Genomic DNA, 22,181 nt, shown 5'->3' with positions numbered 1-22,181 from the left:
TAATTGGATAACCTATGAACCGTGCTGCGATCTTCTTTCTTGTTTTCATTACTTTGGGATTGGCAATTCTTTTGGCGTTGCTGGGTGCGGCTACGATCAGATCCAATTTGCTGGGTTGGTTTCTTCTTGTTTTAGGTTCGACATATTTTTTCGGTGTAATTATTGTTTACTGGATTCGCAGAATACAATTTTGGCGTCCCCGGGCAAAAGGTGAGTTTGTAAAAGAGGAACAGAATGACTGGTCTTTCTGGTTGATCGTCATCGGAATGATCTCCGTTTTTTATTTGCCGCCCCTTGAATATATTTTCTTGCCTGCAGCTTTGCCATGCATGGTTTGGATGCAAGCCACTGGTTTAACTTTTATTATTCTTGGCTCGGTGTTATTTATCTGGGCGCGGCGTATGCTGGGAAAATTTTATTCGGGACATGTCTCAGTGATCGAGGGTCAACTATTGATGCAGAGCGGACCTTATCGATTCATTCGTCACCCCGCTTATGCTGGTTACCTGTTGATGTCCCTTGGTCTTGCGCTCGGCTATTCCAGTCTGGCAGGGCTTGCTGCGACTCTATTTCTTTTACTGCCCTCTGTAATTTATCGCATCCGCATTGAAGATAAAATGCTTGCCGAATATTTTGGTAATGAGTTCAAGGCTTATGCCGCCCGGGTTGCAAGATTGATTCCAGGCCTTTGGTGAAGGAGCGTTATGAATATACCTGAGGTGAATTTAAAAGGTGTTGCACGGACTCTGCTTGTACCCCTGGCATGCCGTGCCATTGAATCCATTCGCCCCGATGCGATCATCCAGGACCCGCATGCCGTTGATGTGTATAACGCGCTCGGCGGTAATTCTGATTTCGTGATGGGTATGAGCGGGGTGGATATTTTTGTCACCGCAATGCGCGCCCGCCAATTTGACAGATTCACACGTGATTTTCTCGCCCGCAATCCAGATGGGTTGGTGGTCGACCTCGGTTGCGGATTGGACACACGCTTCAACCGTCTCGATGATGGACAGATGAACTGGCTTGGCGTGGATCTGCCCGAAGTCATCGAACTGCGCCGAAAATATCTGCCTGACGATGAGCGCTGCAAAACCATCCCGCGATCGATGTTTGAACTTTCATGGCTGGATGATGCTGCGCAGGTGAACAAGCCTGTTATCTTTTTGGCGGAGGGTGTCTTTCCATATTTCAGTACGGCAGATATCAAGCCGATGGTGATGGCTATGGCGGCGCGTTTCCCGAAAGCGGAATTGGTTTTCGATGCCGCCGCACCTTTTATCTCGCGTCATCACAACCGCACCAGTTCTGTATTAAAGCGTTCGGGTACGCGTATTCTTTGGGATGCGAAAAATCCCCAGGAATTGGAAACCTGGGGACTGCGCCTGCTCGACCATTGGTATTACTTCGATAACCCCGAACCACGTCTGCGCGCCTTCTTTTGGATGCGCTTTATCCCGTTCATGGCTAAGGCAACGGGGGTTTTTCATTATAGGCTTTGAGAGTGTAGGGCCTCGTTAAAGTGGGGGTTGCTTCGTCGCTGCTTTGCGGCTATTCACTATTATCTGCTTTTTAATACTTATAAAACCCGCGTCCCGTCTTTCTTCCCAAATAACCCGCATCCACCATTTTTCTCAGCAAATACGCGGGACGATATTTATCTTCACCCAAATCCCTTTGCAAGACTTCCATCACGAACAGTACCACATCCAGACCGATCAAATCTGCCAGGGTGAGTGGTCCCATCGGATGATTCATTCCCAGCTTCATGACCTGGTCAATAGCTTCGGGTGTGCCGACATTTTCCTGCAAAGCGAAGACTGCTTCGTTGATCATCGGACAGAGGATCCTGTTTGAAATGAACCCAGGCGAATCATTGGCTTCGACCGGTTCCTTGCCCATCCATTTGCAGACTTCAAGGGTGGTGGTCATGGTGTCGTCCGAGGTCGCCAGTCCGCGGATGACTTCGACCAGTTTCATCAGCGGCACGGGATTCATGAAATGCATCCCGATCACTTTTTCGGGACGCTTGGTCACTGCGGCGATCTTGGTGATCGAAATGGACGAAGTATTGGTCGCGAGGATAGCGTTTACATTTGCGTGCGCATCCATGTCACGGAAGATCTTGAATTTTAATTCAGGGTTTTCTGTCGCGGCCTCGATTACCAAATCCGCTTCAGCGATGTGAGTCATATCTGGCGCGAAGTGGATCTTTTCGATGGAATCCTTTTGCTCCTCTGAGATCACGCCTTTTTCGAATAGTTTGGTTGAAGATTTCTGAATGGTGGCTTTTGCCTTTTCGAGCGCGGCGGGCATCACATCCATGCAGGTGACGGTGTATCCCGATGTCGCTGCTATTTGCGCGATGCCATTGCCCATTGTCCCTGCGCCGATTACGAAGATATTTTTGATGGTCATGGTTTCTCCTTGGGGGAAAGTAGATAGGTAGACAGGTAAACAAGTAAACTCGTAAATACCTGCCTACATGTTTACATGTTTACGTTTTTCCGTGTGTACTTTTTTACATTCTCTCTTATCTGCTCAATATGCCCGGGGATATGCCTCGAATAGATATTGATCCATTGGTCAAAAGTGTAGGGCGCTTCGTATTCAGGGTGGATAATGGCATGTGTGAATACTTTTTCTGGCTGGCGCTTGAGCAATTCGTAAGTTGTCTTTCTTGCCAGCCGCGTAACTTCCAGCGCGTCTTCGAAATTATGATCGTGATAATTTAAAACATCCGCCCACAGCGCCTGATCATAGCCCATCAAGATTCCGCCCGGTTCGACGATCAATTTGCGGGCGCGTAAAGCCGCATTGGATTCAGAGTCCGCGATGTGGATGATGATCTCGTGAACGCTCCATTCGGTCGGCTCGGGTTTCCACTTCATCACCTCGTGCGGGACCTCGGCCAGTGCGGCTTTCAATAGGTCGAATCCACACCCGTAGAGTTCGATCTTTTCCTTGCGTTCGGTTTTGTCCATAGTTATGTCTCTCTTCGGTGGTTTCGATACGCCCCGCGAAAACCGTGCGGGGCTACTCAACCACCATAACTTTACTCGACCTCCACCGCCATTGCCACTGCTTCACCGCCGCCAAGGCACAAAGACGTAATGCCTCGTTTTAATCCGCGGTCTTTCAGGGCATAAATGAGAGTCGTTAAGACGCGCGCGCCGCTTGCTCCCAGCGGGTGACCGAGTGCGATCGCTCCGCCGTTCACGTTGACCTTGTTCCAGTCCCAGCCTTGATCGGCGAGGGCATATCCGTTGGCGAGGACTTGCGCGGCGAAGGCTTCGTTGACTTCAAAGAGGTCAACATCGCTGATCTGCCATCCGATCTTTTTTAGCAATTTTGGAATTGCGATACCCGGTGCAGCGAATAAATATTTCGGTTCCAAAGCAGCTTGCGCGTATCCAATAATACGGGCGATAGGCTTGAGGTTATTCCTTTCAGCATAAGCACGAGAAGAGATCACCACCGCCGCAGCGCCGTCGTTCATGGAAGAGGCGTTGCCCGGAGTGACTTTGCCATCCGCTTTGAAGGCGGGCTTTAATTTTGCAAGTGATTCGAGTGTGCTGTCTTTACGCGGACCTTCATCTTTGTCAAAGATGGTCACTTCACCCTTTCGCCCGGGGATTTGGACGGGAGCAATTTCCAGCTTGAAGCGTCCCGCTTCTTGAGCCGCAACAGCTTTCAGATGAGAGCGAAGCGCGAATTCATCCATCGCCTCGCGCGTAACCTCGTACTCGTCCGCGATAAATTCGGCAGCGTTGCCCATGCCCCAATTCTCAAACGGATCCCACAGGCCGTCATTGAGCAGGGCATCGGTGAGAGGTTGATTTCCGAACTTGAGTTCGCCCGAACGCCCGTTGACCAGATAGGGCGCGCGGCTCATCGACTCCATTCCGCCTGCCACGAACAGATCGGCATCGCCAGCGCGGACAGCCTGCGCCGCCATCATGGCCGCCTTCAAGCCTGATCCGCACACTTTGTTAATTGCGGTAGCGCTGACCGTGGCTGGAAGCCCCGCGAAGATCGCGGCTTGACGGGCGGGAGCCTGTCCATTCCCAGCTTGGATGACATTGCCCATCAGAACCTCTTCAATATCCTGTGGATCAATTCCTGCGCGTTCCACTGCGGCTTTGACTGCCACCGCGCCGAGTTTGGTTGCAGGGATACTGCTTAACCCGCCCTGAAATTTTCCAATGGCTGTGCGCGCTGCACTTAAGATCACGGCTTCATTTTCTTTGCTCATGGGGGTTCTCCTATAGGTGGTGTCGCAATTATAAAGCCTGGAATATTACGTGGAGCGCAGACTTCAGCCTGTGTTTCGTTTTCAGTTACAATTTCACATATGAATGAATTGAATTCCCTCTACGATCTGATCGGCGGCGAGACAGGCTTGCGTACGCTTGTTGACCGATTCTATGATCTGATGGACACATCTCCCGAAGCAAGGGATATCCGTGCTCTTCACGCGAAGAGTTTAAATCAATCGCGAGAGAAACTCTTTATGTTCCTCTCTGGCTGGTCGGGCGGACCGTCATTGTATATCGAGAAATATGGCCATCCGCGCCTGCGTCAGCGTCACATGCCTTTTTCGATCGGTGACGTTGAGCGTGATCAGTGGTTATGGTGTATGAACAAGGCCTTGGATGAAAGCGGATTTCTCCCTCCGTTGTGGAACATCTCAAGACGCGCTTTGCCGAGGTGGCTGATTTTATGCGGAATAAGGCGTAAGAACCTTAACCACAAAGGGCACGAAGGAACACGAAGGAAAAATCAAGAATAAAAATTATTCGTGTTGGTCTTGTTTTGGTGTTGATCTCACCTTTTGTATGTTTTGGCGTTGGTCTCCTGACCAACGCCTTTCATTTCCTATTCCCCGATATTCTTCAACGCCTCGCGCCGGCTTAGCGGATGCAAATCCTTTGTGGCTTTCACGAATTTTTTCACCGGCGCGGGGTTTGTGTGAGCATATTGTCGCAACGCCCAACCGATGGCTTTATTGATGAAGAATTCATCCGAACCGAGATTTTCTCTGACGATCTCACATAGCAGATCAAAGTCCGTTTCTTTTTTGTAGCCAAGCTGAAAAAGCAATGTCGTGCGGCGCAGCCAAAAGTTATCCGACTTGCGCCATTTCTTTAAATATTTTTCTTTTACTTTGTGGAATCGCTTGAATTGACTTCCAACTGCGTGACTGGCGAGCAGGTCAACTGTGTCCCACCATGATTTGTCCATGATCAGATATTCAATGGCGGTGATGAATTCAGGCTCAAGTTTCTGCTCCAATTTGCTAATGAGGGTCATGGCGGCATATTGGAATTCACGCTGCGGCAAAGACCAAAGTTCGCGTGAGATTAAATCTAGTTGATCAAGTTGGGGAAGTCCATGCTCTTTGATGAAATCCCGCATGAGGACCGCATTTTGCGGTGATTTGATCCCAAGATATTCAAACTGATCCCGCATGTATTTCTTCATCGGTCCCGCCTGCGCGGGATCTGCGTTTTGTTCGAAAATATCTTTCAGCTCAAGAACATATGAGTGCATGCAACCTTCTATTTGTGTTTTAGAAATTCCCCATGTACACGTTGATACGTATCCTCCAAAGACTCAGGCAGAACGCGCGTCTCTCCTGTCGTGGACATGAAATTCGTATCTCCAGCCCAGCGCGGTACAATGTGAATATGGACATGTCCCAACACGCCTGCGCCCGCCGCTTCGCCGATATTGATTCCCATATTGAAAGATTCCGTCCTGTAAACTTTTCGCAGGATGGTTGTACAGCGTGAAGCAAGTTCCATCATTTCTGCGCGAGTCTCGGGATCAAGATTTTCCAAATTGGACTCATGCCTGAAGGGAATAACCATCACATGTCCGCTCGTGTAGGGGAAGCGGTTGAGGATCACATACGCGTTTTTCCCGCGAAAGGCGATCAGATTTTCAGGGCTGTCTGTTTTGTCTTGCGCAATACAAAATACACAGCCAGCCGTTTTTTCGTGTTTTTCAATATATTTCATACGCCAGGGTGACCAGAGATGCTTCATAGGTAAAGATTGTAGCAGAGAAATTATTATCTTCTCGATAGACTCGAACGGTTTCCTAAACCTTTTAATTAATTTTGATTGTTGAACTTAAACATCAACGACTGTCTCACTGCAGGCCACTCCGAATTGATAATGGAAAATACAACGGTGTCGCGATAGCTTCCATCGGCTGTGCGTTGGTGGTTTCTCAACACGCCATCCTGCTTTGCACCTAATCTGGCGATCGCGGCGCGCGACTTGTGATTATGCCAGTGTGTGCGGAACTCCACTGCGATTGCATCCAATTTTTCAAATGCGTGAGACAGGAGCAGGTACTTGCACTCCGTATTTACGGCCGTCCGCTGATAACTTTCCGAATACCATGTGTAACCGATCTCCAGGCGTTGATTGCCCTCATCCACATTGAAGTAACGGGTACAGCCTATGATCTTATTGGATTCCCTGTCTCGGACAATGAACGGCATCGCTCCCGCATTATCGCGCATATCCAATGCCGTTTTTATGTATGCTTCCGCTTTTTCAGGCGAGGGGATGGATGTGAACCATAACTTCCAAAGTTCGCCGTCTTTAACAGCGTTGATCATGCCATCCAAATGTTCCAGGGAAAGCGGTTCCAAAACAACTTTTAAACCCGTGAGTGTAATTGGCTCAATCCATCTTTTTTTCATATTTTATCCTTCCAGCTAGAATAACATCACAAAAAATATTTCAACAATTATAGGCGAATTTTTTTTCGCCTTTCTCATATCTCACTCTTTCCAATTTCCTATTCACTATTCACCATTTTTCGATTATCCTGTAATTCAATGCAGCCGACCTTGTTTTCCTCCATTCACCTGACCGTCTCTCAACTCACTTTCCGCATCCGTAAATTGCTGGAAGGCGATCTTGAAATGCAGGATGTGTGGGTGGAGGGTGAGATCTCGAATCTCTCAAGACCGAATTCTGGTCATATTTATTTCACACTCAAGGATAAAAATGCTTCCTTGAAGTGTATGATGTGGAAACCTGACGCAGCGCGGCTGCGTGTCAATTTGCAGGACGGCATGGCAGTCGAAGCGCATGGACGCCTCACTGTCTACGAGCCGCAGGGAAGTTACCAACTCGCGGTGAATCTCATCCAGCCCAAAGGGGAAGGCGCGTTATATCAGGAGTTCCTGCGTCTGAAAGCCATGCTTGAGGCTGAAGGTCTTTTTGATCCTGAACACAAACGCTCCATTCCGCAGTTTCCCCGCAAGATTGGAATTGTTACTTCGCAAACAGGCGCGGCATTGCGCGACATGCTGAACACCATTCGCCGCCGCCTGCCGCTCGCCCGCGTCATTCTTGCGCCTTCGCCCGTGCAAGGCGTAGACGCCCCTCCCGCGCTCGTCAAAGCGATCCAATCGCTCAATCACCAAAACCCAGATGTCATCCTGCTTGCGCGTGGCGGCGGTTCCATTGAAGACTTATGGGCTTTCAACGATGAACGGATTGTCCGCGCCGTGGCGAATTCAAAAGCGCCCGTGATCTCAGGCGTGGGTCACGAAACCGATTTCACGCTCTGCGATTTTTCCGCGGATCTGCGCGCGCCGACGCCGACCGCCGCGGCGGAACTTGCCACGCCGATCACGATTCTCGACCTCAGCAGTGACCTGCTCTCTGCGCGCGCGCGTCTCAATGACTTAACCTCGAACCTGCTCGCTGAACAAAAAGCAGTGCTCTCATCTATGACAGCGCGCCTGAAATATGTTTCACCAGAAAGACAGCTTCAGTCGGAATATCAACATCTCGATGAGTTTTCCCGCCGCGCATATTCCGCGTTGACTCACCGCATCCAATTGCAGGCCTCAAACGTAGATGGTATATCAAAACGTTTGCAATCGCTAAACCCGCAAGGCATACTTTCGCGTGGATATGCTATCATCACCAGAAAAGATGATGGCGCTGTCGTGTCAAAAACATCTCAGGCGCACGGCGAGATGAAAGTCCGCGTTAGTGACGGCGAATTCGAAATAAATCGTAAATCGTAAATCGGCCGAGCCCACTGCACGGAGATCTTATGGCAAAAGCATCTGCAAAAAAAACAGAAAAAACAGTGGAAGAATTATCCTATGAGGAAGCATTGACTGAACTCGAGGGCATTGTCGAATCTCTGGAAGATGGGCAGAACCCTCTCGAAGAGTCGCTGAATCTCTTTGAACGGGGGCAGGCCTTGGTCACGCATTGCGGCGCATTGCTTGAGTCCGCTCAACTCAAAGTGCAAAAACTGGCTGGAGAGTCGCTCATTCCGTTCGAGGAAGAATCCGAATGAACTTTCTTGCCATTTTCGAGAATAAAGTATTGATCGCTGTGTTGATCGCCTGGCTGTTGGCGCAGGCGTTAAAGATCCCAACTGAATACCTGCGCTCGCGCCGCTGGATGTGGGCCATGTTCTTTGCTCCCGGCGGGATGCCCTCTTCCCATTCTGCCCTATTGGTTTCTGGAACGCTCGCAGTTGGTTTGTATCAGGGATTCAATAACCCTTTGTTTGGGATCGCCGTCGCCATCACGATGATCGTTGTCCATGACGCGGCTGGTGTGCGCAGGCAGGCTGGTATGCACGCGGAACGCATCAACCTGCTTTTTGACGAGTTATTAAAAGGTCATATGTGGGATGAGAATGCTCTAAAGGAAGTCATCGGTCATACGCCGCTTGAGGTGGTTGGGGGGATTCTGTTGGGTTTATTGGTGGCGTTCGTACAGTGGAAGATTTGGCCGTAATGATTTTATGTAGGGGCGAGGTCGCCTCGCCCCTACCGATTTTTCAACCTTCTCAAGACCCCGCTGACCATATACTGTAGTTCGGGCACTCGTAAGATCCATAGCGCGGAAATATAAACCCCGCCGCCAAAGATCACGCCGATGGGCGTGAGGATCCACGCGCTCAAGTTTTTCCCAAAATATAGACAGCCCGCGATCACGACCGACATGGACAATACGCCGAGGGCGGCGAGTCCGATTCCGTTCAAAATTTGTCCCCCATCAATCCCATTTAATCTCTTACGCATCACAAAAAATAATGCGGCAGCTTCGAGCGCGGTGGCAAAAGAATTCGCCAGCGCCAGGCCGCCGTGCGGCATCCAGCCAATGGATGCGAACAGCCTGGCGAAGAGAATGCTGAAGATCACATTCAATCCCATCGCGATCACGCCGATCATGACTGGCGTCTTGGTATCATGCTGGGCATAAAAGGCGCGCGTCAGAATTTCCATGATCGAATGTCCGACCATGCCCGCAGCGTACCAGAGCAAAGCCCATGCCACAAGTTGAACGGCGCGCGCGTCAAATTCTCCGCGTTGATATAACATCGAGATCAACGGCTCTCGCAAAAGGATGAGTCCGATACTGGCGGGTAAGGCAAGAAAGATCACGCCGCGCAAGGTGGATGCCAGGGATGCGCGCATTTCATCATTCTGGCCGAGCGCGTGCTGTGCGGAAAAAGTCGGCATGACCGCGATCGCCACTGATTGCGCAATGACTGCCTGCGCCATGAGCATCAATGAAAAGCCATAATTCAAGCCAGTGATGCTTCCAAAAGGCATTTGCGAAGCCAATCTTAAATTCACCCAAAAATTGAGCTGTACCACTGCCACACCCAGGAGACGTGGTCCCATCAAGAGAAATACTTGTCTGGTGTTTGAGTTATTGAAATCCAGTGTGAAAGTATACGTACCTTTTTGCTTGAAAAGTGTGGGGAGCAAGACCAGTAAATATAACAATGCCCCAATCACAACTCCCCATGCCAACCCGTAAATTCCCATCGTGGGGGAGAGGAAGACTGCGCCGAAAATAATTCCCAGCTGATACATGGCAGGCGTCAGCGCGGGCACCAGGAATATTTGATGCGCGTTCAAGATGCCAACGATCAATCCGCCCAGCCCAAACAGGATCGTGGAGATCAATTGAATTCGCAAGAGCGAAATTGTCAGCGCGAAAATTTCTGGATCGTTGGAAAGTCCGAGAGTGTAGTGAACCACTTGCGGGGCGAAAAAGGCAATAAGTGCGGCGAGCAGGCTGAGGGTCAGTGTGACCGCGTTGGCGATCGAAGAGGCAAGTCTCCAGGCGGAAACTTTGTCGTCGCGTGCAAGCAATCCAGTGAACATGGGGATGAACGCAGAGCCAAGCGCGCCGCCTGCCACCAGCAAAAACAGGGTTTCACTGACGCGGTTTGCCGCGAAGAACGCGTCGAGTTCAGGCGATGCGCCAAAAGTGCGTGCCACAAGAATTCCGCGCACCAGTCCAGCGATCTGTCCAAAGAGTATTGCGATCATGACCGTGCCGGCGGCGCGCGCGATCTGTTTATTTGCTGTTGATTCTTTCATAGGGTGGCGGGATTATAATCGCTTCGGGAGAAATTTTTATGAAGAAGACTTTCACCATCCTGTTCATTTTTGCCCTGATATTGACTGCTTGTGATGCGGTTCCGTTGACGCCTCCCGCTTCGCCCCCGCCGACAGATGTTCCTGTTTCTGAACCATCTGTTCCGCTGGAAGAGATTCCGCTCGGCGCAGGCTATGGGGTGCGCGGCGCATGGTTCGAACTGTATTTTACGGATCCTGAAAGCCCGCTTGCCTCACAGAAAACAGGCGGCCCTGACGGTCCACTAGCCGAGGCGATCGATTCCGCGCGCTTGAGTGTGGATGTTGCCATTTACAGCCTGAGCCTGAACAGCATTCGCGATGCGTTACTGCGCGCGCACGACCGCGGCGTACAAGTCCGCATGGTGATGGAAAGTGATAACCTCGACCGTTCTGACCCGCAGAAGTTGAAGGATGCGGGTATTCCCATTTTGGGAGATCGGCGCGAAGGGCTGATGCATGATAAATTCGTGGTGATTGACAACTCTGAGGTGTGGCTGGGTTCGATGAATTTTACAGATTCTGGGGGGTATACAGATAATAATAATTTGATGCGGATCCGCTCTGTGAAGATGGCTGAGAATTTTACAAAAGAATTTGAAGAGATGTTCACGGATGACAAGTTTGGCTCCGATGTGGTCGCCGAGACCCCCAATCCGCGTGTCACCATAGACGGTACGCCGATCGATGTCTACTTTTCGCCTGATGATGGTGTGCAAGCCAGTTTCCTTGACCTGGTCAATAATGCCCGGGAAAGTATTTATTTCATGGCTTTTTCCTTCACCGCTGACCCGATCGGAGAGGCGGTGCGGGCTCGCGCCGCAGACGGTGTGACCGTGGCAGGGGTGATGGAAACCGACCAGGTCAAATCGAATATCGGCACCGAGTTCGACCATTTCAGTCAGGATGGTTTGGATGTCTATCAGGATGCCAACCCCGGCCAAATGCACCACAAAGTGATGATCATTGACCAAAATATCGTTATTTTTGGCTCATATAACTTTACCGACAGCGCCGAGACCCGTAATGACGAGGATTTATTGGTGATCTACAATCAGGATATCGCCGCGCAATTTATTGCCGAGTTCCAAAGGGTGTACGCGCAAACAAAATAACCTGTCCTGAGATAAATTTCCACCACCCAAAACGGCTGTTTTCAGTAATTTACTGAAAACAGCCGTAACTTTTTTGTTACCTTTGCGACTTATAAATGTAACCGAGACATATTTATTGAGGAAAATATGAAAAAAATTACCCGCCAAATTGTTTTTTTACTCTTGCTAGCCGCATTACTTGTCACAGCCCGCGCCAGCGCGGCGATCCATGCGAATAATTCAACGGCCGGGGTTGAAATTGGACCGAAAATTAATACTCAAACCATCGTTTTTGATAAAGGTGACAGTGATGCTTATGGCATAGTAGAGAGTATGAGAATGGATACACTTCTCATCGGCGGACAGTTTTTCACTCTTACAAGCACTACCACGTTTAAAGACCTGCTTAAGTCGGGAGACTTTGTCAAAGTACATTATTCTCTTAACCCTGATGGCAGCTACACCATTGTGGAAATTGAACTTTGGAATGCAGCTCAGGTCTCGATCGGTAGTTCTAACTAGATTTAAAATGACAACAATGGTAAAGGATAATTAATGGATTATTCTGAATACGGTAATTTTTATCGCTTTCAGAATGGTATACTCCGATGAACGAACGAACCATTCCAACCAATTATCAACGGAGAGCCGCGTTTCCCATGTCTAGCATCGAAGACAAACGCGTTCTGGATGGCTTGCGTGATCTTGATCAGCAGGTTATCGGAGCGATCTACGACCAGTATTTTTCAGAAATTTATCGTTATGTATTATACCGAATGGGTGACGCAACCGTGGCTGAGGATATTGCCAGCGATGTTTTTGTGCGTATGCTTGAAGCTGCCCAGAATAATAAAGCTCCAACTACCAATATTAAGGGATGGCTGATTGGGACCGCTTCCCACGCTGTGGCGGACCACTTGCGTAAAAAATACCGTCGTCCTGAGGAAGAACTTTCCGAGACGATGCCCGACCTTAGCCCGAGCATCGCCGCTGAAATTGATCAACGCGAACAGAACCGTTCTGTAAAAAGCGCGTACGCGCAATTGAGTCCGGATCAACAAAATGTACTTGCCCTGCGTTTTGGACAGGGATATTCTTTGGAAGAAACTGCAATGCATATGAATAAAAATGTAAATGCCGTCAAGGCTCTCCAGTTCCGCGCACTGGCTAATCTTCAGCGCGAGGTCGGTGAGGTGGACTATGAATAATAAATTATATGATGCTTTGGAAACCTGTTTGCAGGAAATTGAGAAAGGGGCAGCGCTTGAAAGTGTCATCGCGCGTTATCCTGATCTTGCCAATGAGTTACGTCCGATCTTGAAGGCTTCCATTCAGGCTCGCAAGTTGAGCGCGGACCCTTCGGCGGAAGCGATGCGCCGTGGACGCGCAAAATTATTACAGCGCGCCTCCGAGATGCGGGAAGCGAAAATAGCTCCACGCAAACGCGTAATCCCGATCTTCCAACGGCTTGCCCTTTCCCTCGGAATGGCTGCCACTTTCCTTGTAAGTGGAACTGGTTTGGTGGGCGCATCTGCCACAGCGCTGCCTGGCGAAAATCTTTATCCGGTCAAACGCACCTGGGAAGATCTGCAATTGCTTTTTACTCTTGATCGGGATGTTCGTGATGTGGTGAAAAGCCAATTTGAGATCGAACGTTTACATGAAGTGAACGAATTGATTGCTGAAGGCCGCCATGAAGTCATCCAGTTTGCAGGCGTGTTTATGCAGGTAAATGGCGTCTACTATGTTTCAGGCGTAAATGTTCTCATTCCATCCAATTTGCAGATTCCCGAAATTGGGTTGGCAGTGATCGTGACTGGTCGGACCAATGCACAGGGGTTTGTGGAGTTGGAATCACTCGAACTCTTGCCAGACGGTGTCTTTGTACCTGTTGGTCTCCCTGTTGAAATAGAATCAGAGTCTGAGTCAAATTCGAACTCTGATATTAACGGAAACGACGGATTAGATTCGATTTCAAATTCAAATGATAGTGATGGGTCAGGCGGTCAGTCAAGCGATAATGGCAATGAAGCCGGCGGTGGGGATAAACCTGAACACCGCGAAGATTTTGAGGTGGAAGGGGTTGTTGAATCTCTGTCAGAAACCACGCTTGTGATCCAAGGCAAAACCGTGTATTTGGAAAGTGCCACGATCAAAGGAAATCTGGAGAATGGCGTCAAAGTTGAAATTAAAGGGTACTATGCTGAAGATGGAAGATTTATCGTTACTGAAGTAAAAGTAAAGGGATCCAAATCTGATAGCAACAACAATAATGATAGCGGTGATAACGATAGTGGAAGCAACGACAGCGGTGATAACGACAGCAACGACAACGACAGCGGCAGTAACGATAGCAATGACGGCAGCAGCAGCAATGACAGCAGCAGCAATGACAATGATAGCAGTGATAACGACAGCAATCATAATGATAATGACAATCATAATGGCGGCGGTTAACAAAGATCAAAACAAAAAATGCGAGGTAACCCCTCGCATTTTTTGTTTAAATAGTCTCTGCCCAATTATCATTGCCATTTCTGCTAAAATGGATTAAATTATCTACTAGCACGCACGTTCTACAAAGCTCCCGAAATATGCTATTATCCGGGAGGTAAAAGAAGTTATGGAGACAACTCATGGCAGATTCAAATTTTTACCTTGGTCGTATAGTGGATGCAAAAACCGCGAAGCCCACTACAGTCGCTGTTGAATATGACCCCGCAGATTTAACCACCCACGCCGTTGTCACAGGCATGACAGGTTCAGGAAAAACAGGCTTATGCGTTGCCCTGCTCGAGGAAGCCGCATTACAAAATGTCCCCGCTATTATCATTGATCCCAAAGGTGACCTGACTAATTTACTTTTGCATTTCCCCGATCTGCTCCCGCAGGACTTTCAGCCGTGGATCGATCCCGAAATGCAACGCCGCACGGGTAAGACGATGGAACAGATCGCAGATGAGGCATCTTCTGCATGGGGCGCTGGATTAAATGAATGGGGTATCGGGCGGGAGCGTTTGCTCGCGTTGCAGAACGCCGCTAAATTCGCGATCTACACCCCAGGCTCAGATGCCGGTATCTCTGTCAGCGTGCTTTCCTCGCTGGCTGCGCCTGATCTCGAATGGGCAGCCAACCGCGAGGTTTTGCGTGAACGAATTTCAAGCACTGTCACCGCCTTGCTTGGTCTGGTCGGCATGAATGACATTGACCCGATTCGCTCGCGCGAGCATATCCTGCTTTCCAATATTTTTGAATTCCACTGGAGCGCGGGCAATGACCTCGATCTCACCGAGCTAATTCTTCAAACGCAAACCCCGCCGTTTCCCAACCTCGGCGCGTTCCCTGTCGATACCTTTTTCCCAGCCAAAGACCGAATGGAACTCGCGATGATCTTGAACAACATCCTCGCCTCACCTGCCTTTGAAACGTGGCGCGAAGGTGAAACCCTCGACATCCAATCCATGCTCTTTACACCTGAGGGCAAACCCCGTCATAGTATTTTTTATCTTGCGCATCTTTCAGATGGTGAGCGCATGTTCTTCGTTACGCTTTTGCTTTCCGCTGTTGAAACATGGATGCGTACTCAAAAAGGTTCTTCCTCTCTGCGCGCCCTGCTCTACATGGATGAGATCTACGGCTATCTTCCGCCTACCGCCGTGCCCCCCTCAAAAGGTCCGTTGCTTCGGATGTTGAAGCAAGCCCGCGCCTTTGGGCTTGGTCTTTTGCTCGCCACCCAAAACCCTGTGGATATGGATTACAAGGCTCTCTCAAACACAGGTACATGGTTCATTGGCAAACTCCAGACTGAGCGCGATAAGAACCGCTTATTGGATGGTCTCGAAAGCGCCGCGGGCGGGATTCCGCGCGCTGAGATGGATAAATTAATCTCATCGCTTGGCAAACGTGTCTTTGTCATGCACAATGTTCACGAAAAAATGCCTGTCTTAATTCAAACCCGCTGGGCGATGAATTTCCTGGCTGGACCTATGACGCGAGCCCAGATCCCCTCCCTCAATCAGTTGGTGAACGCTGTGGCAGCGCCTCGCACTGCGCCTCTATCGGTTCCCGCTTCGAAGGCAGGCGAAGTGGCGGATACACCACTTCGCCCTTCTGTCGAAGCCTTTCAGCCTGTTTCAGTTGCGCCGATTTCCCAATCTTCTGAACCGCAGTCTGTGGGCGTTCAGCCTGCCGCGCGCAACCTTCAGCCGTCAACCAATGGAAATTTAACAAAACCCACTCTCCCTGCCGGCATCCGCGAATATTTCCTGCCCCAGAATTTCAGTCTGCCCGAGGCTTTTTCCTCCGCTCAACGATCCATGCCTTCGCAAGCCATGATCCAGGGTGTGATCTATCGATCGTCTCTGCTTGCCGCCGCCCAGGTCAGGTTACTTGACCGCAAATATGGCGTGGATGCAGAAGTCACAAAAGCGGCGCTTGTGAACTCGCTTGATCGTCGCGGTATTGTCCGCTGGGATGAGTTCCCTTATGCTGGGCCTTCGCTGGATAAAGTCGAAACCACGCCAACCGCAGGCGCACGCTTTGGCGCAATAGACGTACCGTTGAATGACTCAAAATTGATGACCGCTCTGCAAAAAGATTTCACCGATTGGATCTTCCGTAATACGTCAGTCATGGCGCGCGAAAATCGCGCTCTTAAAGTTTCGGCGGGACCTGATGTCACACAGGCTGAATTCATGAAGGCGTGTTCCGATGCCGCGAGTGATGCGCGTGATGCCGAAGTCGCAAAGAAAGCCGCAGCGATCGACAGGAAGATCAAGTCTCTAGAAGATAAACTCTTCCGCGAAGAACGCGAACTCCAACAGGATCAGGCGGACTTGCAAAATCGCAATATCGAGACAGGCCTGAGCGGCGCAGAGGCTGTCGCTGGACTGTTAGGTTTTGGCCGCAAGAAAAGCCTCTCCACCTCCGTCTCGAAATTTCGCATGGCACAGAACGCCAAAGAAGATGTGCGCGAATCGGAGGAATCCATCACACAATACAAAAAAGATCTCGCTGCATTGGAACGTGAGCGGGAAGTAATTGCTGCAGAGATCAACGAGCGTTGGGGCAGCCTTGTCAACGAGATCAGCGAAGTCAGCATTAAACCGAAGAAAACAGATATCTATGTCAATATCTTTGGTGTGGCATGGAAACCGTTTTACATTGTGCAGGCAGGTGACGAGACGTTTGAGTTGCCCGCCTTTGGCGCGGAATAATAGCTTATTGTGAGGTGGTCTGGAACTGGATAAAGTAAGCTCACAATAGAGTTGGTCATTGCTTTGATTAAAGAATATTTACGCTTTCGCGATGATGTAAAATTTGTAAGGTAGTGACGACCTCAAGTCGTCACTATGATTTAAAGGATAAAACTGTGAGTATTGTGATCCTGTTATTTTCATTAACTCTGTGGGGTATCATCCATTCGATCCTGGCGTCCAACTTTGCCAAGGATATGCTGGGTAGCGCAAGGTTATATCGGCTTGGATATAACCTGTTCGCCGCGGTGAGTTTTTTGCCCATCCTTTATTTGATGAGAACATTACCAGATCGGTTGGTGTACCAAATCCCAGCTCCGTGGAGCATGGTGATGTTTGGAGGACAAATCTTTGCCGCGTTGATGTTATTGACCGCGTTCCTGCAAACCGATTCCTTATCGTTTGTCGGCTTGCGCCAACTGTTCGAAACCGAGAAACGAGGCTCACTTGTTACCCAAGGGTTATATCGAGTTGTGCGGCATCCGTTATACACCTTTGGATTGCTGTCTGTCTGGCTCACATCAACCGTCTCACAGAATACACTCACCGTCTATATCGGCGCCACTCTCTACACATTGATAGGCGCGTATTTTGAGGAACGAAAACTTTTGCGTGAGTTTGGCGTTGGATATGCCGAATATCGAAGAACCACTCCCATGCTAATTCCCTGGGTCAGGCTGGGTAAACAATAACCAGGCACTGGTCAACCTGTCTCAATCCCCAATATCGAAGTTAATCCCTGCACAAACAAACTCCCTCCGAAAAAAAGTACCGTGTTCTTCACATCCCCGCTGACAATGGACCAGTGGATGCCCCAGGCTAAAGCGGATATGCTCACAATGACAAGGAATAATCCGCTTAGCATCATGCGGTTCTGGCTGATGGGTTGGATACCGTCTTTGAGAGTCAATACCCCAAAATAGACCGCAAGGATCCCCGCGCCTGTCTTGAAAGCGATCCATCCCAACGCTTCGCCCGCAGAAACGCAAGACAGGATCAACAATCCGCCGACGAGTGAATTGATAAATGCCAAAAGAATAGCAATGACTTTCATAAAAGCGCCTCCATCGTATCTGTTTCAAGGATACAAGGGAGGCGCTTTCATTTTCTATTGAGAGTCTGTCAAAGACTATAAGAAAATTTCCTCGCTCCATACCGAACGAGGAAATTAATTTTGTAATGCGATTTCTGCTGTGTTTATCCGACCTTGGGTTTGGCTATGTTGACCTTAAGCGTATTATCTGCCAATGAATAAGCATTGAACATGCTGATCGCCTTGTCTGCATCTGCCTGCGCAGGCATGGATACAAATGCAAAACCCTTCGACAAGCCAGTGCCTTTGTCCATTACGAGGTCGACCGAAGTAACGGCTCCCGCTGTTGCGAACAAGGTATTGATTTCTTCCTGTGTGGTGCTCTTGGCCAAATTTCCTACATAAATTCTTACATCCATTTTATTACATCCTTCTCCAGCTCGGCTGGAAATAAAAAAATGACCGCAACCCTATAAGAGGGTCGGCGGCCAAGTGGTGCGACGAAGATCCAGTTATTTATTACTCATTTAGTGTAGCACACATTCCGTTCGCAGACGGGGTAATTCAGTCTATGTGGGAATAAGGTTATTTCCATTCCCTCGCAAAACTGACCAGCGCTCTCACTCCGAAGCCTGTCGCGCCGCGGATTACATGCGGCGGGTGGGTGTGCGGATACAGAGGGGTGCTGCCGATTTTATCTAATGCCATTCCTGCGATGTCCCAATGTGTCCAGGGATAGGATGTGAATTCTTCAAGAAATACAGCGCTGCTGCCTACTCCGCTGCCGGCTCCACCGCTATTCTTGATATCTGCATAGTCGGTCTTGATCTTGTCGTAATATTCAGCATATAAAGGCAAGCGCCATAACTTTTCACCAGAGGCATTACTGGCTTCATTCACTTTTTGGGCAAGTGAGTCATCATTCGCAAAATATCCTGCAGCTACATTCTGACCGAGCGCTGTCACACATGCGCCTGTCAATGTTGCCAGATCGATCACGGCTTTGGGTTTGAATTCCGCCGCGTAGGATAGCGCGTCCGCTAAGGTCATGCGTCCTTCAGCGTCGGTATTGATGATCTCAATTGTTTTTCCATTGCGCGCGGACCACATCCGCGGGACGGTAGGCGGTTCCGCTGGGCATGTTCTCGCAGGCAGCGATCAGCCCGACAAGATGAACAGGTAGCTTCATCTTTGCAATCGCCTTAAACGCCCCAATGACCGCCGCCGCGCCGCTCATATCTGAGCGCATATCTTCCATGCCATCCGCACCCTTCAAACTGATTCCGCCCGTATCAAATGTAATGCCTTTTCCAACAAATACAAGCGGAGGTTCGTCTGAGCCCTTGTATTCCATCTCAATGAACTTAGGCGGGTTGGCGGAGCCCTGCGCCACGGACAAATACGCATTCATGTTCTGTGACTGGATCCATTCGAGGTCGTGTACTGTGCACTTAATTCCGGCCTCATTGGCCATATTCTGAGCGGATTCTGCCAGTGCGGCGGGGGTCATATTATTCGGCGACTGATTGACAAGGTCGCGGGCGCAGTACACGCCTGAAGCTACAGATTGTCCCGTGCTGCTTCCTGATTCAAGCGCTTCGATTTTCAGCGCATTAGATTCAACCAATGTCAAAGAATCTACATCTTCACGCTCAACCGGGCTTGTGTGATTTTTTCGCCAGCGATATAAGCCGAGCAATGTCCCTTCAACCATTGACTGGGCTGCGGATGAAATATCCATGGAACTTGCGCCGAACACGCAGGCTGCAATTGTTTTGCACCCTAACTCGCGGGCTTTCTTTGCGCCCGCTGCCGCTGCCTGACGAATTCGATCTAGTGAAATATCTTCGATTTTACCGAGGCCAACCACGATCACTCGCTGGGCTGGCATGACTCCGCGTGAATAAAGAATAGCCGTTTCATTTAGTTTTCCGCGCACATCTTTGGCATTCACGAGCTCACTGACAGCGCCATTTAATGCCATATCCACTGCGCCCGTCGCTCCCGATGAAATGTCGACGCCTTCATACAAACTTACAAGGATCGCATCCGCGCTCACGGCCTGAATTAATGAGTTACTGATTTTTATATCCATGTTCGCTCCCAATTCGTTGAAATGTTAATTCATAATTTATTCAATCATATCATCTACGGGGGCGGCGAAATCTTCCTCAACAATAAGGCGCTGCCGGATAAGAGCGCAAAAACGCCAATTCCCACCCGCCCTGCACCCCCCTCTTAGCGTCCTCTGTTTGCGATCATTTTCTTTGCTGCCGCTCATCGGTTTAACTGGCCTATCGCGCTTGGCTGTTCGATTTTAACCCCTTCCCCCGCATCTATGCAAAAAGGTGTAATACAAAATTTCAAGTTGTTTTTGCGTTGATAAAGAGTTTTGTCTGATTGAAGTCTGTTCAGCCATTGCTTTTTAAAGTTGCAGCTTTGAAAGCAATCTGATATCAATTTCTCTTGGTGGAGAAGCGGGAATACTTCAAATCAGAAGGATGCAGAGGGTAACCAGCCCGTAAAATCATACCAAAGAGAAGTGGAAAAATCATGGCAAAATAGAGCCAGGAGAGATCCACATGAAGAAATCGAAGTTTTCAGAAAGCCAGATCGTAAACATCTTGAAGGAAGCCGAAGCAGGGGTGTCGCTGGAAGAACTTGTTCGTCAGCACGGGTTTAGCAAAGCATCCTTTTACAAATGGAAATCAAAGTACAGCGGCATGTCAGCCAGCGACTTGAAACGGCTGAAAGAGCTGGAAGAAGAAAATCGGCGGCTGAAACAGATGTATGCGAACTTGAGTCTGGAACATGCAGTGCTCAAAGATATTATCGAAAAAAAACTCTGAAATCAGAAGAGCGGCGAGATCTGGTCGAGTACGCAATCGCCGAACATGAGCTGAGCGAACGGCAAGCCTGTCGAGCAGTGAATTTGAATCGCGGCACCTATCGCTATCAAGCCAGCAAAACAGATGATCACGAAATTGAGCAGGAACTGCAGCAACTGGCAGAAAGCCAACCACGCTGGGGCTGCAGAAAGATGACCGACTACTTGAGAAATCAAGGACATCGCTGGAACCACAAGCGCATTCGAAGGATTTACCGTGGTTTGGCGCTGAATTTGCACAGAAAACCCAAGAAACGGCTGGCTGCCAGGACTGCACTGGCACTTGGGGTGCCAGTGCAGTCCAACTTGACTTGGTCTCTGGATTTTATGAGCGACAGCCTTTCCAATGGCAGAGCCATTCGCACCTTGAACATTATTGATGATTACAACCGCGAAGCGCTCTGGATCGAAGTCGATCATTCACTGCCAGCAGAACGAGTGGTTCGCGTACTGGAAAATCTGCTGCTTTGGCGAACTGCTCCCAAACAGATCCGCATGGATAATGGTCCGGAGTTTATCTCCAAGCGCTTGGAGAACTGGGCGAAGGAGAAACAGATTGAGTTGCTCCACATCCAGCCGGGCAAGCCTGCACAAAATGCATATATCGAACGGTTCAACCGCACGTTTCGTGAAGATGTTTTGGATGCTTATTTGTTTGATGATTTGGATGAAGTCCGTTTGATCGCAGAGCACTGGCTTGAAGATTACAACACCATCCGTCCGCACGAGGCATTAAAGGGTTTGTCACCCCGCCAGTTTGCAATTCAAAATGCCTGATTTTGTCTATTTATCTTTGGTACATAAAATGGGTACTTGACACAGAGATTATGGAATTTGGGAGTTCAGAGATATATTCAGTCTCGAAGGGGGTGGGCAGGGATTACTTTCTTTTATAAAACCAACCAGGGTTGTTCCTCTACCATCAGACAGCATCTATGTCAGAATTAGTATTGATTGCTTGAATTCATTTTTCAATTTGACCAATCAACCATTAAAATCATTCCTTTCGATGACGTAATAATCTATGTTTCAATGTGATATTCTGGAAATGCACACATATGTTGACCACCTGATCTTTCCTTACTCATACCCTATCCCATCACCCACAAGGCCAGGCCGTCACACGCATCCTTTGCCGCAAGCCATTCATGCTGTTGAGCCGCAAGCGGCAGTCCGTCGTTTTTTCCAACGCCAGGGGCACAATTTCCTAATTAATGGTCAGGAATATTATCTGGATAAATGGAGCGGATCTTGCCTCGGGTTGGGCAAAGCATCCTTGGCAATGACGTTACCTTTGGCAGATTTGCTTGCGGATCTTTCTCCCCGTGGATTGCTCATTCCAAAACAGGCCCCCTGTCCATGCTTTGAGCGGATCTGACATCCAGCCCGCGGGATCCCGTTCCAGACGAAAACAGTGTGCTTGCCGGAGAAAAAGCCATTCAATTGGTACAGGATCTTAACGAAATGATCTGCTGATTTGCCT

At 49.3% G+C, this 22,181-nt stretch carries 25 protein-coding genes; 13 read left to right on the top strand and 12 right to left on the bottom strand.

Going from position 1 to position 22,181, the window contains the following annotated elements; genetic code table 11:
* The first annotated feature begins 14 nt into the window (after positions 1-14).
* Both IPL17_RS06135 and IPL17_RS06130 read left to right on the top strand, forming a co-directional pair.
* Positions 15-695 carry an isoprenylcysteine carboxylmethyltransferase family protein gene (locus IPL17_RS06135; protein WP_345306197.1) on the top strand — a complete coding sequence of 227 codons (681 nt, stop codon included), beginning with the start codon at positions 15-17 and terminating at the stop codon, positions 693-695.
* Positions 696-704: 9 nt separating this feature from the next.
* Entirely contained in the window at positions 705-1,502 is a 798-nt protein-coding gene (locus tag IPL17_RS06130; protein ID WP_345306196.1) for a class I SAM-dependent methyltransferase, read from the top strand.
* 70 nt (positions 1,503-1,572) lie between these two features.
* On the opposite strand, the gene IPL17_RS06125 is transcribed toward IPL17_RS06130, so the two are convergent.
* The 3 genes from IPL17_RS06125 to IPL17_RS06115 form a co-directional block, all read right to left on the bottom strand.
* The gene (locus tag IPL17_RS06125) at positions 1,573-2,418 is read right to left on the bottom strand and encodes a 3-hydroxybutyryl-CoA dehydrogenase (RefSeq protein ID WP_345306195.1); all 846 of its coding nucleotides are present in this window, start codon (positions 2,416-2,418) and stop codon (positions 1,573-1,575) included.
* Between the two features lie 71 nt (positions 2,419-2,489).
* On the bottom strand, positions 2,490-2,984 hold the full coding sequence (locus tag IPL17_RS06120) for a DinB family protein (RefSeq protein ID WP_345306194.1): 495 nt from the start codon (positions 2,982-2,984) through the stop codon (positions 2,490-2,492).
* Positions 2,985-3,055: 71 nt separating this feature from the next.
* A complete protein-coding gene (locus tag IPL17_RS06115) occupies positions 3,056-4,255 on the bottom strand; it encodes an acetyl-CoA C-acetyltransferase (RefSeq protein ID WP_345306193.1) in 1,200 nt (399 codons plus the stop codon).
* 99 nt (positions 4,256-4,354) lie between these two features.
* Here IPL17_RS06115 and IPL17_RS06110 point away from each other — a divergent pair, with 99 nt between their 5' ends.
* Positions 4,355-4,792 (top strand): group II truncated hemoglobin, encoded by a 438-nt coding sequence (locus IPL17_RS06110; protein ID WP_345306192.1) that lies wholly within the window; start codon positions 4,355-4,357, stop codon positions 4,790-4,792.
* An 86-nt stretch (positions 4,793-4,878) separates the two neighbouring features.
* Here the strand turns inward: IPL17_RS06110 and IPL17_RS06105 are convergent, their stop codons facing one another.
* The 3 genes from IPL17_RS06105 to IPL17_RS06095 all read right to left on the bottom strand — a co-directional run bounded on the left by IPL17_RS06105 (position 4,879) and on the right by IPL17_RS06095 (position 6,718).
* Entirely contained in the window at positions 4,879-5,553 is a 675-nt protein-coding gene (locus IPL17_RS06105; protein ID WP_345306191.1) for a DNA alkylation repair protein, read from the bottom strand.
* 8 nt (positions 5,554-5,561) lie between these two features.
* Positions 5,562-6,023, bottom strand: a complete 462-nt coding sequence (locus IPL17_RS06100) for an HIT domain-containing protein (protein WP_345306190.1) — start codon at positions 6,021-6,023, stop codon at positions 5,562-5,564.
* A gap of 95 nt (positions 6,024-6,118) precedes the next feature.
* Positions 6,119-6,718: a GNAT family protein gene (locus tag IPL17_RS06095; RefSeq protein WP_345306189.1), complete on the bottom strand. Its 600-nt coding sequence runs from the start codon at positions 6,716-6,718 to the stop codon at positions 6,119-6,121.
* Positions 6,719-6,856: 138 nt separating this feature from the next.
* On the opposite strand from IPL17_RS06095, the gene xseA reads away from it, so the two are divergent.
* From xseA to IPL17_RS06080, 3 genes are read left to right on the top strand one after another with little or no spacing between them, the layout of a single operon-like run.
* On the top strand, positions 6,857-8,062 hold the full coding sequence (xseA, locus tag IPL17_RS06090) for an exodeoxyribonuclease VII large subunit (RefSeq protein WP_345306188.1): 1,206 nt from the start codon (positions 6,857-6,859) through the stop codon (positions 8,060-8,062).
* Between the two features lie 29 nt (positions 8,063-8,091).
* Positions 8,092-8,343 (top strand): exodeoxyribonuclease VII small subunit, encoded by a 252-nt coding sequence (locus IPL17_RS06085; RefSeq protein ID WP_345306187.1) that lies wholly within the window; start codon positions 8,092-8,094, stop codon positions 8,341-8,343.
* Positions 8,340-8,792 carry a divergent PAP2 family protein gene (locus tag IPL17_RS06080; RefSeq protein ID WP_345306186.1) on the top strand — a complete coding sequence of 151 codons (453 nt, stop codon included), beginning with the start codon at positions 8,340-8,342 and terminating at the stop codon, positions 8,790-8,792. Before IPL17_RS06085 ends, IPL17_RS06080 begins: the two co-directional genes overlap by 4 nt.
* Positions 8,793-8,824: 32 nt before the next feature.
* Here IPL17_RS06080 and murJ read toward each other — a convergent pair whose 3' ends face one another.
* Positions 8,825-10,393, bottom strand: coding sequence for a murein biosynthesis integral membrane protein MurJ (murJ, locus tag IPL17_RS06075; RefSeq protein ID WP_345306185.1), 1,569 nt, complete (start codon positions 10,391-10,393; stop codon positions 8,825-8,827).
* A gap of 38 nt (positions 10,394-10,431) precedes the next feature.
* Here murJ and IPL17_RS06070 point away from each other — a divergent pair, with 38 nt between their 5' ends.
* The 6 genes from IPL17_RS06070 to IPL17_RS06045 all read left to right on the top strand — a co-directional run bounded on the left by IPL17_RS06070 (position 10,432) and on the right by IPL17_RS06045 (position 17,470).
* Positions 10,432-11,544, top strand: a complete 1,113-nt coding sequence (locus IPL17_RS06070; RefSeq protein ID WP_345306184.1) for a phospholipase D-like domain-containing protein — start codon at positions 10,432-10,434, stop codon at positions 11,542-11,544.
* 126 nt (positions 11,545-11,670) lie between these two features.
* Positions 11,671-12,045, top strand: a complete 375-nt coding sequence (locus IPL17_RS06065) for a DUF5666 domain-containing protein (protein ID WP_345306183.1) — start codon at positions 11,671-11,673, stop codon at positions 12,043-12,045.
* Positions 12,046-12,182: 137 nt separating this feature from the next.
* Positions 12,183-12,731: a sigma-70 family RNA polymerase sigma factor gene (locus IPL17_RS06060; protein ID WP_345306182.1), complete on the top strand. Its 549-nt coding sequence runs from the start codon at positions 12,183-12,185 to the stop codon at positions 12,729-12,731.
* Positions 12,724-13,980, top strand: coding sequence for a DUF5666 domain-containing protein (locus IPL17_RS06055; RefSeq protein WP_345306181.1), 1,257 nt, complete (start codon positions 12,724-12,726; stop codon positions 13,978-13,980). The genes IPL17_RS06060 and IPL17_RS06055 overlap by 8 nt, the downstream gene beginning before the upstream one ends.
* Positions 13,981-14,159: 179 nt before the next feature.
* Positions 14,160-16,739 (top strand): DUF87 domain-containing protein, encoded by a 2,580-nt coding sequence (locus IPL17_RS06050; protein ID WP_345306180.1) that lies wholly within the window; start codon positions 14,160-14,162, stop codon positions 16,737-16,739.
* 155 nt (positions 16,740-16,894) lie between these two features.
* The gene (locus IPL17_RS06045) at positions 16,895-17,470 is read left to right on the top strand and encodes an isoprenylcysteine carboxylmethyltransferase family protein (RefSeq protein WP_345306179.1); all 576 of its coding nucleotides are present in this window, start codon (positions 16,895-16,897) and stop codon (positions 17,468-17,470) included.
* An 11-nt stretch (positions 17,471-17,481) separates the two neighbouring features.
* Here the strand turns inward: IPL17_RS06045 and IPL17_RS06040 are convergent, their stop codons facing one another.
* From IPL17_RS06040 to IPL17_RS06025, 4 genes are all read right to left on the bottom strand, one after another.
* Positions 17,482-17,832, bottom strand: coding sequence for a hypothetical protein (locus tag IPL17_RS06040; protein WP_345306178.1), 351 nt, complete (start codon positions 17,830-17,832; stop codon positions 17,482-17,484).
* 143 nt (positions 17,833-17,975) lie between these two features.
* A complete protein-coding gene (locus tag IPL17_RS06035; protein ID WP_345306177.1) occupies positions 17,976-18,230 on the bottom strand; it encodes an RNA-binding protein in 255 nt (84 codons plus the stop codon).
* Between the two features lie 166 nt (positions 18,231-18,396).
* Positions 18,397-18,921, bottom strand: a complete 525-nt coding sequence (locus IPL17_RS06030; RefSeq protein WP_345306176.1) for a M17 family metallopeptidase — start codon at positions 18,919-18,921, stop codon at positions 18,397-18,399.
* Positions 18,890-19,906, bottom strand: coding sequence for a M17 family peptidase N-terminal domain-containing protein (locus IPL17_RS06025; protein ID WP_345306175.1), 1,017 nt, complete (start codon positions 19,904-19,906; stop codon positions 18,890-18,892). The genes IPL17_RS06030 and IPL17_RS06025 overlap by 32 nt, the downstream gene beginning before the upstream one ends.
* A gap of 487 nt (positions 19,907-20,393) precedes the next feature.
* On the opposite strand from IPL17_RS06025, the gene IPL17_RS06020 reads away from it, so the two are divergent.
* Positions 20,394-21,475 (top strand): IS3 family transposase gene (locus IPL17_RS06020; protein WP_345306174.1). Its coding sequence is split into 2 segments (ribosomal slippage): positions 20,394-20,646 and positions 20,646-21,475, totalling 1,083 coding nucleotides; the frame shifts between segments, so codons are not numbered across the junction.
* 450 nt (positions 21,476-21,925) lie between these two features.
* Here IPL17_RS06020 and IPL17_RS06015 read toward each other — a convergent pair.
* Positions 21,926-22,181: hypothetical protein (locus IPL17_RS06015; RefSeq protein ID WP_345306173.1), on the bottom strand; the 256-nt coding region annotated here is incomplete at its 5' end.

Source organism: Candidatus Villigracilis saccharophilus (genome assembly GCF_016711665.1).
The sequence above is the reverse complement of the archived record's forward strand: the minus strand, read 5'-3'. Positions and strand labels throughout refer to the sequence as shown.